Here is a 14,903-nt window from a genome sequence, read left to right on the forward strand (position 1 = left end):
TGCGTAATCAACCGAATTACGCTTCATCGCGCGTCTGAGTACGATCGAACGGTATTCAATCATTCGAGGACGTGCGATGAAAAAAGTAATGATGGCAGCCGCGCTTGTCGCCGGTAGCGTAAGCCTGACGGCACAGGCCGACGCATTGAACCAGAAAAATCTCTCCCTGGCGCAGGCCAACGCGCTGGCGACCTCCGCCATTCAGGCCTGCGTAGCGAAAAACTACCAGGTGACGGTAACCGTGGTGGACCGCGCCGGTGTGGTCAAAGCGGTGCAGCGTACCGACAATGCCGGGCCACACACGGTAAAAGCCAGCGAAATGAAAGCCTATACCGCGCTGAGTGCAAAAAATGCGTCAGGCAAGGTTATGGAAGCCGCGCAGAGCAATGCCGGCGCACAAAACATGCGTGATATTCCGGGCTTCCTGCTGCTGGCCGGTGGTCTGCCGGTGAAAGAGGGGGATGAGGTGATCGGCGCAATAGGGATCGGCGGTGCGCCGGGTGGTCATCTGGATGAAGCGTGCGCGCAGGCGGCGATTGACGGGCTGAAGAAATAATATAAAAAAGCACCGGGTTTTCCGGTGCTTTATCATCAGATCTTGCAGGCATCACCGCAGTCGTCATCGGCGATAATCGACTGCGCTTTTTTATCAGCGTCGTCGAGACGTTCCGCGTTACGCTCTTCAGCTTCATCCAGCCCGTTAAAGACCAAGTTTTCGAGATCAATTTCCATATGGCACCTGCTTTGTTCGGTTTTTGATACTGGCACAGTATAGGGCAAAAAGAGCCGGCAATGTACCGCGCAGCACATAACGATAATCCCTGCCATACTCAGTGCTTTATCGCTGAGGAGAGCTCATGATTACACTGTGTAAAACCTGCGGTACCTCTTATGACGCAACGCCGGCGCGATGCCCTGTGTGCGAGGATGAACGCCAGTATGTTCCGGCCAGCGGCCAGGCGTGGAGTGATTTTGCGACGGTGACGGCCACACACAGCAATAAATGGCAGCAGCTTGAGCCGCAGCTGCTCAGTATCAAAACGGTGCCCGCTTTTGCCATCAACCAGCGCGCGCTGCTTCTGCGTACCCCCCACGGCAATATCCTTTGGGATTGCATTGCGAATCTCGACCCGGCAACCAGAACCATCATCACGGCGCTCGGCGGCATCAGCGCGATCGCGATTTCACATCCTCACTACTACACCACGATGCAGGAGTGGGCCGGGGCTTTCGATGCGCCGGTTTACCTGCACGCGAACGATCGCGAGTGGGTTATGCGCGACAGTCCGATGCTCCACTTCTGGCAGGGCGATACGCTGGACATTTTCCCCGCGGTAACGTTATTACGTCTCGGAGGACATTTCGCTGGCGGAACGGTGCTGCACTGGCAGGAGGGTGATGGTGTCTTGCTGGCAGGCGATATTCTACAGGTCACGCCGGGCAAAGATGCCGTCTCGTTTATGTGGAGCTATCCGAATATGCTGCCGTTGCCCGCCCGCAGCGTCGAAGACGTGACCAGGCGGCTGGTGGGGAAAAAATTCGCTCGCCTGTACGGCGCTTTTGAAGGGCAAAATATCCTGGCGAATGCGGATGAGATTGTGCAGCGGTCGGGCCAGAAATATATTGCTTGTCTGAAGTAAAGTCCGGTGGGTAAACTTTACTTGTGTGATCCCGATCATACCTAAACTAAAACAGATAAAAGAGAAATTGCTATGCAACATATCATTGAAGGTTTTCTCAGCTTTCAAAAAGAGATTTTCCCGCAACGTAAAGAGCTCTTCCGCAGTTTAGCGTCCAGCCAGAATCCCAAAGCGCTGTTCATCTCATGCTCTGACAGCCGTCTGGTCCCAGAACTGGTCACTCAGCAAGAGCCAGGACAACTCTTTGTCATTCGTAATGCTGGCAACATCGTGCCACCGTTCGGCCCTGAGCCAGGCGGTGTCTCCGCAACGATTGAATACGCGGTTGTCGCGCTGGGCGTGACCGATATTGTTATCTGCGGCCACTCCAACTGTGGGGCGATGAAAGCCATTGCCGACAATGCGGACCTCGAACCTATGCCGGCGGTTTCTCACTGGTTACGCTATTCCGATGCGGCAAAAGCGGTGGTTGAGAAGAAAACCTGGGATAAGCCAATCGATAAAGTGAATGCGATGGTGCAGGAAAACGTGTTTGCGCAGCTGAGCAACATTAAGACTCACCCGTCAGTGGCGGTGGGCCTGCGCAACAACGCCATCCGTCTTCACGGCTGGGTGTATGACATTGAAAGCGGCAAAATTCTTGCACTGGATAAAGAGACGAAAACCTTCGTCTCTTTATCCGATAACCCGCAGGTTTACTTCGAGTAATCCCGCGTTGCAGGGCACGGATGCCCTGTCAGTCATCACTGTACGGTAATTTCCTTCTTGAACCCGATGCGGTTTTCTCTGCGGCTTTTGCCATCGCCTCTGCTATCTCTGCACATTCCGCCAGTCCCTGAACAAAAGGGTGATCGTGCATCAGCCACGGGATTGCGCCAAATGCAATGCGTCCGCGAAGCGTTTCCGGCGCTTTTAACGTGTAATCCTCGCCAATATCCGGGATCTCATCGCCCGTCGCCTGTAGCTGTTTGCGCAGCGTCGGGAAGGGCAGATCTTTTGTTTTAAGCGGCTTTTGCCCGCGGGCATCAATAAAGACGTCGAAACGGTAGGTTGTTTCTTTTGTGGTGATGACCGTCTGCGCGCTGCCAATATCCAGCGTGTAATCATCACCCAGCGCCACAACGCTAATGATGCCGGCCTCACGAAGCGCGAGAAGCCTGCGAATCGACTGCGGGGGAATGGCGGCATAGTTGTCGATAAAGACGCGCGCCAGCCCGTTTTTAAAGCGTTCAGCGTCCTCCTCGGTAAGATGAGGAACCATCTCCTGAACCACTTCATGCAGCCGAAGCACGGTGTAGCGCCAGGCCACCGTGCGCCGGTCACGTTTGTTCCGCTCGACTTCAATCAGGTTCTCTTCAGCCCAGGTAAACGGACCGTGCTGTTTTCGATCCTCAAACCACGCTTCGCGAAGGCTGTCCGCCGTCTGCATGCGCAGCGATATTTTCTCACACCAGGCCGGGTCGGCGAGTTCAAGCTCTTTCACCATCAGGGCGAAAATGCGGTCAAGCAGACCGTCTGATCCTTTGGCGATTTCGGCTTCGAGTACCGATTCGGTTAATACCGACAGCGGTTCGTACGGAATAGGGCAGTAAAAATCGGCCTCTGGCAGAATCCCGGTCCTGGACATGAGTACAATTTTTAACGCTTCACTTCCTTTATCGAGGAGGAACGTGCCGTCGCGAAACTCACCGTGCTGCATGACCACGGCCATCGCCGCGTCCAGCCCGCTTAAGGATGTTCCCATAATACCGACGCGGCAGGGGCGGATGCGGGCATCCATCAACCCTGACCACGGGCTTGGGAAATACGCGCGCGTGGCTTCCTCTTCTTCTGGCCAGACATGCCCGGTGGCGATCACGGCGAGATCGAATTGTTCCGGAAACGGCGTGTCATTGACCGAAAGCGTCACGCCGGAGGAAGACGGGGCAACATCGGTGACGGTGGCAGACGTGTGGATCTCAACCTGAAATCCCCGCCTCTTAGCTTCCTGGACTATCGTCAGGAAACTGTCGCGAAAATACTCGCCCAGCAGAATACGGGGCAAAAACTGTCTGTCATGCAAGGTGGCTTTATCAACCTTAAAGCGCGCCAGATGGGCTTCACTCTGGCGCTTAAGCCAGTCGAGGTAGGTCATAAAAAGGGGCGGGATTTCAATGCTGGCAATGTTGGCCAGCATCAGGCGAGAGTTATCGTCGTCGTTGTAGGGCATTCCCACGCCAGCTTCGTCTGCCTGTTCAAAAACGGAGACAGAGAGCGGCGACGCGTTCTTAAGAAGAGAATAAAAGGTGTAAATCCCTGTAGGGCCGGAGCCGATAATGGCGATTTTCTTCATCGACAGTCTTCCTGTTTTTTTTCCATAAGAAAAGCGTAGCAGGAGAATAATGATGAAATGGGGGTATTAAGAAAAATCAGGCATTAAGAAGAGGATTTGCACCATTTCAGGACTGAAATGGTGCGTCCGAGTGGACTCGAACCACCGACCCCCACCATGTCAAGGTGGTGCTCTAACCAACTGAGCTACGGACGCAGAATGGTGCGTTCAATTGGACTCGAACCAACGACCCCCACCATGTCAAGGTGGTGCTCTAACCAACTGAGCTATGAACGCAACGTGTTGTCGGTGACAACGGGGACGAATATTAGCGGCACAGCATCGTTGAGGCAAGAGGGAAAATGCATTTTTCTCTCTGATTTCACGCGATTGCTTTATTACCGCGCAAAGTGAAGAGAAAGTAGCCGCCAGCTGGCGGCTACTGCGTATTTAACGTGCAGCGCGTTGCAATATTACCGAGGATGACTGGCGTTGCAGGAAGCGCATGCGCAGCATCATCATAATTGCCGCAGAGGTTAAGCCGATGATAAAGCCCATCCAGAATCCTGCCGGCCCCATGCGGTCAACCACCAGGTCGGTAAGCGCCAGGATATAACCACACGGCAGACCCAGCACCCAGTAAGCGATGAAGGTGATAAAGAAGATCGAACGCGTATCTTTATACCCACGCAGTACGCCGCTGCCAATCACCTGTATGGAGTCGGAGATCTGGTACACCGCGGCAAGCAGCATCAGGTGGGAGGCCAGGGCCACCACTTCCGGGTTGTCGTTGTAAAGCAGGGCAATTTGCTCACGCAGCGTGATGGTAAACAGTGCCGTACAGATGGCCATACAGACACCGACGCCAAGCCCCGTGCGGGCCGCCGTTTGCGCATCCAGCGTCGAACCTTGCCCCAGACGAAAGCCCACGCGAATGGTCACCGCTGCGGCCAGCGACATCGGCAATACGAACATCAGGGAACTGAAGTTCAGCGCAATCTGGTGACCGGCTACGTTCACAATGCCGAGCGGAGAAACCAGCAGGGCGACCACGGCAAACAGCGTCACTTCAAAGAACAGCGCCAGTGCAATCGGCAGGCCTAACTGCACCAGACGCGTCATGATGTTCCAGTCTGGCGTGCTGAACGAACGTTCATTGCGGATATCGCGCATTGAACGGGCACGTTTCACATAGGAGATCATACTGAAGAACATCACCCAATAGACGGCAGCCGTCGCCACGCCGCAGCCGACGCCGCCGAGCTCCGGCATACCGAAGTGACCATAGATGAAGATGTAGTTCACCGGAATATTCACCAGCAAGCCGATAAAGCCCATTACCATTCCGGGCTTGGTTTTCGCCAGGCCTTCACACTGGTTACGCGCGACCTGGAAGAACAGATAGCCAGGCGCACCCCACAGCAGGGCTCGCAGATAGCCGACGGCTTTGTCAGCCAGAGCCGGGTCAATATTATGCATGGCGCGGATGATATGACCGGCATTCCACAGCACAACCATTATCAGCACGGAGACAAACCCTGCCAGCCAGAACCCCTGTCGAACCTGATGGGCAATACGTTCACGTCGCCCTGAGCCATTAAGCTGAGCGATAACTGGGGTGAGGGCGAGCAGCAGGCCGTGGCCAAACAGGATGGCCGGAAGCCAGATCGAGGTGCCTATTGCCACGGCGGCCATATCGGTGGCGCTGTAGCCACCCGCCATTACCGTATCCACAAATCCCATTGCGGTCTGGGCCACTTGCGCGATGATCACTGGTATAGCCAGTGCCAATAACTGGCGCGCTTCATTCATGTACTTCTGCACGTGAACACCTTTATATTCTAGTTATTTGAGAGACTAAAAAGGCCGCCGTAACTGGCAGCAAGAAGAAAATGCAGGGGGGTGCCAGCTATTGTAGCGGGGTTTAGCTATTTATCTAGTGAAAAAATCGCCACAAAATGCGCTCCGCTGGCAACCTGTTTTTCCAACTGTTATTGTGGTGGGATTAAACGGTGTCACCACCGTCCGGAAAAAACAGGAGTTGTAAGCATGTTTACTGGTATTGTGCAGGGCACCGCCAAAGTGGTGTCCATTGATGAAAAACCTAATTTCCGAACTCATGTGGTTGAGCTTCCGGAATATATGCTTGATGGCATTGAAACTGGCGCCTCGATTGCACATAACGGCTGTTGCCTGACGGTAACCGAAATTAACGGGAACCAGATTAGCTTTGATTTAATGAAAGAGACGCTGCGCATCACCAACCTGGGCGAGCTGGTGGTAGGGGATACCGTAAACGTAGAGCGTGCGGCCAGGTTCAGCGATGAGATTGGCGGCCATCTGATGTCAGGCCATATTATGACCACCGCGGAAGTGGCGAAGATTGTCACCTCGGAAAATAACCGTCAAATCTGGTTTAAAGTGCAGGATCCTTCATTAATGAAATACATCCTGTATAAAGGATTTATTGGTATTGATGGGATTAGCCTGACGGTTGGGGAAGTGACGCCGACCCGTTTCTGCGTGCATTTAATTCCTGAAACTCTCCAGCGTACAACCCTGGGGGCGAAAAAACTGGGGCATCGGGTTAATATCGAAATCGATCCGCAGACTCAGGCGGTTGTGGATACCGTTGAGCGGCTGTTGGCGGCAAAAGAAGCCGCAATAATAAAGACCGCAGAAGAAGAATAAAATGAACCCCGGATATCCGGGGTTTTTTTTAGCGTGCGACCCGCAAACCGTGTTCTATCCCTCGGCTGAAAACAACCTGCCAAAGTTGAATATCACGCGCGCGAAAGGCGCCTGCGCAGGCATTGAGATAATAGCTGAACATCCGTTTAAACCGTTCAGAATAGTTGTCCGCAATTTCTGGCCAGGCTTCCTGGAAACGTGAATGCCATGCCATCAACGTGGTGTCATAATCCGCGCCAAAGTTATGCCAGTCTTCCATAATGAAATGAGGTTCACTGGCGTTAGCAATCTGGCGAACGGACGGCAAACAGCCATTCGGAAAGATGTATTTGTTGATCCACGGATCGACGTTATTGTCGGTGCGCTTAGAACCAATGGTGTGCAGCAGGAAGATGCCGTCAGGTTTCAAGTTACGGTCCACCACGCTGAAGTAGGTGTCATAGTTTTTCGGCCCCACGTGTTCGAACATGCCGACGGAGACTATGCGATCAAACTGCTCGTTCAGGTCGCGATAATCCTGAAGGCGAATATCCACATCAAGGCCCTGGCAGCGCTCCCGTGCCATTTTTTGCTGTTCAGCTGAAATGGTCACACCGACCACGCTGGCACCATAATGCTTCGCCATAAAATAGGCCAGACCACCCCATCCACAACCGATATCCAGCACACGCATGCCCGGCTGTAGCTGCAGTTTTTCACAAATCAGACGCAGCTTAGCCTGCTGTGCTTCTTCAAGGGTTGAGGCCTCTTTCCAGTAGGCGCAGGAATATTGCATGAAAGGATCGAGCATGCGGCTGAACAGGTCATTACCGAGGTCGTAATGCTCCTTGCCGACGATCCACGCCCGTTTTTTGCTTTGCAGATTAAACAGCCGGGCGGAGGCGACACGTAACGTATCTTTCAGATTGCGGGGGAGCTGGTTTTCCAGACCGGCGCGTAACACGCTGGAGAAAAACATATCCAGCCGTTCACACTCCCACCAGCCGTCCATATAACTTTCCCCCAGGCCTAACGATCCCTCCCGCAATACGCGTTTAAAAAAGTCGGGATGCTTAACCTGTGGATCGGATGGCGAAGATCCATTAATAGTGATGCCTGCACGACCTAACAGTTCACTGACGATCCGGGACCAGTTATCGTCCGGAACGCTGACTTCTTCTATACACGATGAACTCATAGCTTCTCCATCACCTTACTGTGATCAGAACCTTCAAACAGCGTAGACGCTTTTTATGGTTTGTGAGAAATCTCACGGTATTTCCCCGTGAGGCTAGTATCCGACGTAGAACAGAGGAAGGGAGATAACCCTTGCCGAAATGCCTTCCATGGTAAAACGGGAGCGCTCCGGCTCCCGTTAACACTTAATATTTATCGTATTTAATCGAACCAAATTTAGTATAGGCCTCAAAATTTGGTGATTCAATAGAAAATTCTTAGCAACCTAATCACTGATATTTAACATAATTTCTGGCGCGATTATGCATGCGAGGTTTTCACCTCTGCGCGGTCATCCTGCTCACGTTGTGCCGCAGACTGCATACGGTATCCCAGAAGGGCCAGCGCAACCGTAACCAGCATGACGCTGGTGGTGGTCAGGAGCGGCGTGGCAATCAGCGTAGAGACCACCAGGCTTGCCAGGAAGCACAGACCCAGCTGCAGGGTATTCTGAAGCGCGGCCGCACGACCTGTTGCCTGTGGGAACGGACGTAACGCCTGGGCTACCACGATAGGGTAAATCGCACCGTTCGCCACGGCCATCACGCAGAATGGAATCAGAATTTCTGCCAGACCTGCGCCCGGGATAAAGCCCACAGCCCAGGTGGCGATCACGCTCAGCGCGTAGAGCACCAGCAGCCAGGGCAGCATCTGCTGACCTTCCCATTTTTGCAGCGCCGCGCGACAGCCATAGCCCCCGACCAGAAACGCGATGGTCTGCGGGACATAGCTCAGACCGATGGCGGCCGGGCTGTAACCCATATCGTGAAGAATGAACGGCGAACCGGTCAGCCACGCGAAGAAACTCGCCGAGCAGGCGGCATAAATCAGGACATTACCGCGGTACGCTTTGGTGCTCAGCAGAGAGGTGAAGGTCACCGGTGTTGTGTCAGCAGGCGTCTCTTTCTTATGTGCCGCCTTGAGTGTGAATGCCGGGATCATCAGGACCAGCGTGATGGCAAACAGCGTAGCGAAAATGGCCTGCCAGTCGAAATGCGCCAGGATCCAGCTCCCGAGCAGCGGGGCGAGGGCAGGCGAAAGCCCTACCAGCGGCATAATGGTGGCGAAAATGCGGTTTGTACGGTTGGCCGGATAGTAGTCGGTGACCAGCGCCTGCCAGGTCACCGCGGCAGCACAGACGCCAACGGCCTGCACGAAGCGTAGCACCAGCAGCCAGGTTGCATCGCGTACCCATAACATTCCCAGACAGCCGACGGCAAAGATAGCCAGCCCCAGCAACAGCACCGGTTTACGGCCAAAGCGGTCAGAGAGCGGCCCCCAGAGCAGCTGCGCGAAGGCAAAGCCCGCGAGGAATACGCTCAAGCTGGCGCTGATGGCTGCCGCCGGGGTCTGTAAATCTTCCTGCATTGCGGCGAAGGCGGGCAGGTACATATCAGTGGCTAAAAAGCCCAGCACGCTTAAACCACCGAGCCAGACTAAAAATCCTTTCCTGGGTTGCATTGTTTTTTTCTCCTGAGGGAGGCAGGTCTATGTTTGCGCAGAGTGTAGGGAGTGCAAAGCAGCTTGTGAAACGCTAATATTTGGCGAGTGCATTCAAAATTTTTGCAGGCAGAAAATGTGGTCAGATTATTCTCTTGAAGTGGTCGATGCTGTTGCGCGCAACGGAAGCTTTAGCGGTGCAGCGCAGGAGTTGCACCGCGTCCCCTCAGCAATCAGCTATACGGTGCGTCAGCTTGAGGAATGGCTGGCCGTTCCGCTGTTTGAACGGCGTCACCGTGATGTGGAATTAACGCCCGCCGGGGCATGGTTTTTGAAAGAAGGGCGTTCTGTTATCAAAAAAATGCAGATCACCCGCGAACAGTGTCAGCAGATCGCTAACGGCTGGCGAGGACATCTTTCCATTGCCGTGGATAACATCGTAAAACCGGAACGTACCCGGCAAATGATTGTCGATTTCTATCGCCATTTCTCGGATGTCGAATTGCGGGTATCCCAGGAAGTGTTTAACGGCGTCTGGGATGCGCTGGCGGATGGCAGGGCAGAGATGGCGATCGGTGCCACGCAGGCGATCCCGGTTGGGGGACGCTTTGCCTTTCGCGACATGGGCATGCTCAGCTGGAAATGTGTGGTGGCAAGCGATCATCCGCTGGCTGACCTGGACGGGCCGCTCAGCGACGAAACGCTCCGTAACTGGCCCTCGCTGGTGCTGGAAGATACCTCGCGTTCGTTGCCCAAACGCATTACCTGGCTGCTGGATAACCAGCGACGGGTGGTTGCGCCGGACTGGGAATCCTCAGCAACATGCCTCAGCGCAGGGCTGTGCGTTGCCATGGTCCCTGGCCATTTTGCACGGCCCCGAATCGATACCGGTGAATGGGTTGAACTGACGCTGGAAAATCCTTTTCCGGATGCGGCCTGTTGCCTCACCTGGCAACAAAATGATGTGTCGCCCGCAATGGCCTGGCTGCTGGATTACCTGGGAGACAGTGAGACGCTTAACCGGGAATGGCTACGGGAGCCAGTATAACTGGCCCCGTAAAAGATTAACGACGATAGTCGCGGAACGGACCATCCGCAACGGAACGGCGTTCGATAAGACGCGGGTGAACTTCAATGGACTGAGACTCTTCACGCTTGTTGACGATCCTGTCCATCAGCATATTGAAGGCCGTTTCACCCAGCGAGTCTTTTGGCTGGTGGATGGTGGTCAGCGCCGGGGTAAAGAAGCGCGCGTTGCGCACGTTGTCATACCCGATCACGGAAATGTCCTGCGGCACGCGCAAACCCAGTTCATCGGCGGCACAGAGAGCACCCATCGCCATAATGTCACCGCCACAGAAAACGGCTGTCGGGCGATGCGACTGGGAGACAATCTGCTGCATTGCGCGATAACCGGATTCAGGTTCAAAGTCACCCTGCACGATCCAGTTTTCCGGCACGGTAATCAGCGCCTCTTCCATTGCTTTCATAAACCCGGCCAGACGTCCGGCACCGGTGTTGCGCTCCAGTGGACCCGGGATCACACCAATCTCGCGGTGACCGCGTTCAATCAGATAACGGCCTGCCATATAGCCGCCTTCAAACGCGTTATCGATGACGGAGTCGGTGAAGTCTGCACGTGCTTCGCCCCAGTCCATGACCACCATAGGAATATGGCGGTACTCTTCCAGCATGGAAAGCACAGACTCCGGATACTCTGAACACATCACCAGCAGGCCATCCACACGCTTTTGCGCCATCATGGAGAGATAAGCGCGCTGTTTTTCAATGCTGTTCCACGCGTTGCCCAGAATCAGGGTATAGCCTTTCTGGAAGCAGTTTTTCTCGACTGCTTCAATGATCTCGGCAAAATAGGCCGCTTCACTGCTGGTTGCCAGCAAACCAATGGATTTGGTGTGATTAACTTTGAGGCTGCGCGCCACCGCACTCGGTGAATAGTGTAATTCTTTGATTGCCGCCCAGACGGCGTTGCGCGTCTCTTCCGCCACAAAGCGGGTTTTGTTAATTACATGTGATACGGTTGTAGTGGAAACGTTTGCGCGTTTTGCTACGTCTTTAATTGTTGCCATTAAATGTCACTCCAGACCATATCCTAAACTCCTGAAAAACTTGAAGGTAAACGTTTGCCTTCTCTCACCCTTATCACGCAATCTTGAATTGCGGCACGCCGGGAAAACGACACAGGACGTCAGGAGGGGGTCAATGGCCGGTACGCTAATAAATTTAGCGTGGAATTTTGTCCTATCTTGATGAAAAGGGGAAGAGCTAAAGTGGTTATCAGTTTAAATCCAGGAAGATTTTTGAACTAAACTGTGTAAAAATGAGCAGGCTCACTTTTCGTGGGGAGATTAAAAGGAGAAAAATTGATGAGCTACGATCTGAAGTTTTCGCTGGTGACCACCGTTATTGTACTGGCTCTGATTGTTGCGGCGGGTCTGACGGCTGCATTGCACTGATTTACACGGAGGGAGAGCTCTCTCCCTCTCAGTTTTCCTGATTGTTACGCCTGCGGCAAAAATCTTTTGCCAATTTGTTAACTTCTCATTTTTTGTGATTGATGTCATGCTTTCGGCTTCTTTGTTCTGTGTCACGACATGACACGGCATCCGGAGTTGACGCATGAAAATCAATTTTCCCCTGCTTGCCCTGGCGATTGGCGCTTTTGGGATTGGCACCACTGAATTCTCCCCGATGGGGTTACTGCCTGTTATCGCCCGGGGCGTGGATGTTTCTATCCCGGCGGCCGGGATGCTCATCAGCGCCTACGCCATTGGCGTGATGGTGGGGGCACCGCTCATGACGCTTCTGCTTTCACACCGCGCGCGCCGCAATGCGCTGATTTTCCTGATGGCGATATTTACGCTGGGCAACGTGCTCTCCGCCATTGCTCCGGATTACACCACCCTGATGTTGTCCCGCATTCTGACCAGCCTTAACCACGGCGCGTTCTTTGGGCTGGGATCGGTTGTGGCCGCAAGCGTGGTACCAAAACACAAGCAGGCGAGTGCCGTGGCAACCATGTTTATGGGTCTGACGATTGCCAACATTGGCGGTGTACCTGCCGCAACCTGGCTGGGTGAGGCGATCGGCTGGCGCATGTCGTTCCTGGCGACGGCCGTGCTGGGTGTTATCGCCATGGTGGCGTTGTACTTCTCCTTGCCGAAAGGCAGCGCTGGTGAACGTCCTGACGTCCGCAAAGAGCTGTCGGTACTGATGCGCCCGCAGGTGCTCTCCGCGCTGTTGACCACCGTACTGGGGGCGGGCGCCATGTTTACCCTGTACACCTATATTTCACCGGTGTTGCACGATATCACCCACGCGACGCCTCTCTTTGTGACCGCGATGCTGGTGCTGATTGGTGTCGGGTTCTCTATAGGCAACTATCTCGGCGGGAAATTCGCCGATCGTTCCGTGAGCGGGACGCTGAAAGGCTTTTTAACGCTGCTGATTGTCATCATGATCGCCATTCCGTGGCTGGCGCGTAATGAAGTCGGGGCGGCGATGGCGATGGTTGTCTGGGGGGCTGCGACCTTTGCCGTGGTTCCGCCGCTGCAGATGCGCGTGATGCGCGTTGCCCATGAGGCACCGGGTCTCTCGTCGTCGGTCAATATTGGCGCGTTTAACCTTGGCAATGCGCTCGGTGCCGCTGCCGGTGGTGCCGTCATTTCTGGCGGCCTGGGATACAGCTTTGTGCCGGTGATGGGGGCGATAATTGCCGCACTCGGCCTGCTGTTAGTGATGATGTCTGGCCGTAAACAGCCGGAAGCAGCGTGCGCTGCTGAATAATTAAAAAACGCAGAAGGGCAACCCCTTCTGCGTGTCTCTTACGCGGCGAAGTTCTTCGCCACAAACGCCCAGTTAACCAGTGCCCAGAAGTGCTCCAGGTAGTTCGGACGCGCGTTACGGTAATCAATGTAATAAGCGTGTTCCCAGACGTCCACGGTCATCAGCGGCGTTGCGCTGGTGGTCAGTGGCGTACCCGCGTTCGAGGTGGAAACGATAGCCAGTTTGCCATCCGCATCTTTCACCAGCCACGTCCAGCCAGAACCGAAGTTCTTGACTGCAGCATCCGTAAACTTCGCTTTAAAATCAGCAAAGCTGCCAAATGCCGCGTTAATCGCGCCAGCCAGTTCACCCGTAGGTTCGCCGCCTGCATTCGGTGCCAGGCAGTGCCAGTAGAAGGTGTGGTTCCACACCTGAGCGGCATTGTTAAAGACACCGCCCTCTGAACTGCGGACGATCTCTTCCAGCGTTTTGCCTTCAAAATCGGTGCCCTTGATCAGGTTGTTCAGATTGGTGACGTACGTCTGGTGATGTTTGCCGTAGTGATACTCCAGGGTTTCCGCAGAAATGTGCGGGACCAGGGCGTCTTTTGCATATGGTAGTGCAGGTAATTCGAACGACATTGCTTCTCTCCTTATTGTTTTTTATGTTGCCAATAACCACACAGACAACAGGGACAGAATAGCAAATTGAAAGGGTATGCAAAAGAGGAACTTACCCTGCCACGGCGGTGGCAGGGCAGGGGTTAGCGAATGGTTTTTGGCGTCATCACGCGGCGTGCGCCGACATAGTGACGTACCCAGTAGTCTTCACTGAGAGAGGTTATCTGGATGTCCTGGCCGCTACGTGGGGACTGGATAAATTTCCCGTTGCCTACATATACGCCAACGTGGTCAGCCGTGCCGCGCCCCTGAGTGCGGAAGAAGACGAGATCGCCATTCTCCAGTTCACCGCGGTTGACCGGTGACGCGTCGCGCAGGTGATACATCTCATTGGCGGTACGTGGAATTCGGAACTTCACCAGATCTTTGTAGGCGTAATAGACGAGGCCGCTGCAGTCGAAACCGGTACGCGGTGAGCTGCCGCCCCAGCGATAGGGTTTGCCGATCTGCCCCATCAGTTTATTCAACGCCGTTTTTTGCGCTTTCTGCACGCGAACCTTATGCACTTCCGCTATTTTCGTGACCTTCGTGCATTTCGCTTTATGACCTTTGCGGGGGATGCATTTTTCCGTCACGAGATTAGCTGCAGTTTGCGAGGCTTTGCTTTTGGTTGCGTGGGCAGTGCGGGAAGGTTTTGTTTTCGTCTTGCTGGAGGCGGTCTTTTTAGTCTGGGTGGTGGTCTTTTTCTTGTCGTTCTTGCTGGTGGTTTTTTTCTTACGGTCTGTGGTTTTGGCCAGATGCGTTTTTTGTACAGCAGAGTGCCGCGCCTGTTGAGAGGCGTTCGCCACTGGCGTGAAAGTGAGTGTTGTAAACAGTAAAGCACAGAGCGTGATCGAGATTTTATTTATCCGCGCCACTGGGCAGTCCCCTGATAAATGCAGGTCATCAATAATACCTGCGAATGATTTACAAAGCCCGTCGATTCTAATCTATAAAAACCCGATAAGTTAATAGCATTTTTCAATCTACAATCCTGTTTCGTTAGCAAGTGCAAAAAAATTCATCAATCTGTCGCACTATTGTTCACTCCCTAAACAAAACCCTGAGTGCCGCAGGGTTAAACACCATTTGCAATGCAACTTTTCATCACTCGCGGTAAAATAAGAAAGACGTGACAAAAATGTTATTTTCCGATGGCAG

General features: G+C 53.9%; 15 protein-coding genes and 2 tRNA genes. 7 read left to right on the plus strand and 10 right to left on the minus strand.

The features are described from left to right. Positions 1–76 precede the first annotated feature (76 nt). Entirely contained in the window at positions 77–556 is a 480-nt protein-coding gene (locus tag BJP35_RS14370; protein WP_020884350.1) for a heme-binding protein, read from the plus strand. Between the two features lie 35 nt (positions 557–591). On the opposite strand, the gene BJP35_RS14375 is transcribed toward BJP35_RS14370, so the two are convergent. Then, on the minus strand, positions 592–732 hold the full coding sequence (locus BJP35_RS14375; RefSeq protein WP_020884349.1) for a hypothetical protein: 141 nt from the start codon (positions 730–732) through the stop codon (positions 592–594). A 125-nt stretch (positions 733–857) separates the two neighbouring features. Between BJP35_RS14375 and BJP35_RS14380 the strand changes: the two genes are divergently transcribed. Together BJP35_RS14380 and BJP35_RS14385 are read left to right on the plus strand one after the other, a co-directional pair. After that, positions 858–1,640 (plus strand): MBL fold metallo-hydrolase, encoded by a 783-nt coding sequence (locus BJP35_RS14380; RefSeq protein WP_086463348.1) that lies wholly within the window; start codon positions 858–860, stop codon positions 1,638–1,640. A gap of 72 nt (positions 1,641–1,712) precedes the next feature. Next, on the plus strand, positions 1,713–2,348 hold the full coding sequence (locus tag BJP35_RS14385; RefSeq protein WP_014169762.1) for a carbonic anhydrase: 636 nt from the start codon (positions 1,713–1,715) through the stop codon (positions 2,346–2,348). Positions 2,349–2,376: 28 nt separating this feature from the next. Here BJP35_RS14385 and BJP35_RS14390 read toward each other — a convergent pair whose 3' ends face one another. From BJP35_RS14390 to mdtK, 4 genes are all read right to left on the minus strand, one after another. Further along, complete coding sequence (locus BJP35_RS14390; protein ID WP_063156073.1) at positions 2,377–3,972, minus strand: FAD-NAD(P)-binding protein; 1,596 nt, start codon at positions 3,970–3,972, stop codon at positions 2,377–2,379. Positions 3,973–4,090: 118 nt separating this feature from the next. Continuing rightward, positions 4,091–4,167: transfer RNA gene (locus tag BJP35_RS14395), tRNA-Val, on the minus strand. Between the two features lie 4 nt (positions 4,168–4,171). After that, positions 4,172–4,248 (minus strand) — tRNA-Val (locus tag BJP35_RS14400). A 153-nt stretch (positions 4,249–4,401) separates the two neighbouring features. Continuing rightward, positions 4,402–5,775: an MdtK family multidrug efflux MATE transporter gene (gene mdtK, locus BJP35_RS14405; protein ID WP_014169764.1), complete on the minus strand. Its 1,374-nt coding sequence runs from the start codon at positions 5,773–5,775 to the stop codon at positions 4,402–4,404. 225 nt (positions 5,776–6,000) lie between these two features. On the opposite strand from mdtK, the gene BJP35_RS14410 reads away from it, so the two are divergent. Next, complete coding sequence (locus BJP35_RS14410) at positions 6,001–6,642, plus strand: riboflavin synthase (protein WP_020884345.1); 642 nt, start codon at positions 6,001–6,003, stop codon at positions 6,640–6,642. A gap of 28 nt (positions 6,643–6,670) precedes the next feature. Here BJP35_RS14410 and cfa read toward each other — a convergent pair whose 3' ends face one another. After that, positions 6,671–7,819: a cyclopropane fatty acyl phospholipid synthase gene (cfa, locus tag BJP35_RS14415; RefSeq protein WP_014169766.1), complete on the minus strand. Its 1,149-nt coding sequence runs from the start codon at positions 7,817–7,819 to the stop codon at positions 6,671–6,673. Positions 7,820–8,118: 299 nt separating this feature from the next. Next, positions 8,119–9,318, minus strand: a complete 1,200-nt coding sequence (gene punC, locus BJP35_RS14420; RefSeq protein WP_047744548.1) for a purine nucleoside transporter PunC — start codon at positions 9,316–9,318, stop codon at positions 8,119–8,121. Positions 9,319–9,433: 115 nt separating this feature from the next. On the opposite strand from punC, the gene punR reads away from it, so the two are divergent. Beyond that, on the plus strand, positions 9,434–10,345 hold the full coding sequence (gene punR / locus BJP35_RS14425) for a DNA-binding transcriptional activator PunR (protein ID WP_025204357.1): 912 nt from the start codon (positions 9,434–9,436) through the stop codon (positions 10,343–10,345). A gap of 16 nt (positions 10,346–10,361) precedes the next feature. On the opposite strand, the gene purR is transcribed toward punR, so the two are convergent. After that, positions 10,362–11,387: an HTH-type transcriptional repressor PurR gene (purR, locus tag BJP35_RS14430; RefSeq protein WP_014169769.1), complete on the minus strand. Its 1,026-nt coding sequence runs from the start codon at positions 11,385–11,387 to the stop codon at positions 10,362–10,364. 297 nt (positions 11,388–11,684) lie between these two features. Between purR and BJP35_RS14440 the strand changes: the two genes are divergently transcribed. Continuing rightward, on the plus strand, positions 11,685–11,774 hold the full coding sequence (locus BJP35_RS14440; RefSeq protein WP_032670423.1) for a YnhF family membrane protein: 90 nt from the start codon (positions 11,685–11,687) through the stop codon (positions 11,772–11,774). A 163-nt stretch (positions 11,775–11,937) separates the two neighbouring features. After that, entirely contained in the window at positions 11,938–13,104 is a 1,167-nt protein-coding gene (locus BJP35_RS14445; RefSeq protein ID WP_014169771.1) for an MFS transporter, read from the plus strand. 38 nt (positions 13,105–13,142) lie between these two features. On the opposite strand, the gene sodB is transcribed toward BJP35_RS14445, so the two are convergent. Both sodB and BJP35_RS14455 read right to left on the minus strand, forming a co-directional pair. Beyond that, positions 13,143–13,724, minus strand: coding sequence for a superoxide dismutase [Fe] (gene sodB / locus BJP35_RS14450; RefSeq protein WP_086463349.1), 582 nt, complete (start codon positions 13,722–13,724; stop codon positions 13,143–13,145). A gap of 122 nt (positions 13,725–13,846) precedes the next feature. Further along, positions 13,847–14,620, minus strand: a complete 774-nt coding sequence (locus BJP35_RS14455; protein ID WP_014169773.1) for a C40 family peptidase — start codon at positions 14,618–14,620, stop codon at positions 13,847–13,849. Positions 14,621–14,903 lie beyond the last annotated feature (283 nt).

This window comes from Enterobacter sp. J49 (assembly GCF_002148625.1).
Classification (GTDB): Bacteria; Pseudomonadota; Gammaproteobacteria; order Enterobacterales; family Enterobacteriaceae; genus Enterobacter; species Enterobacter ludwigii.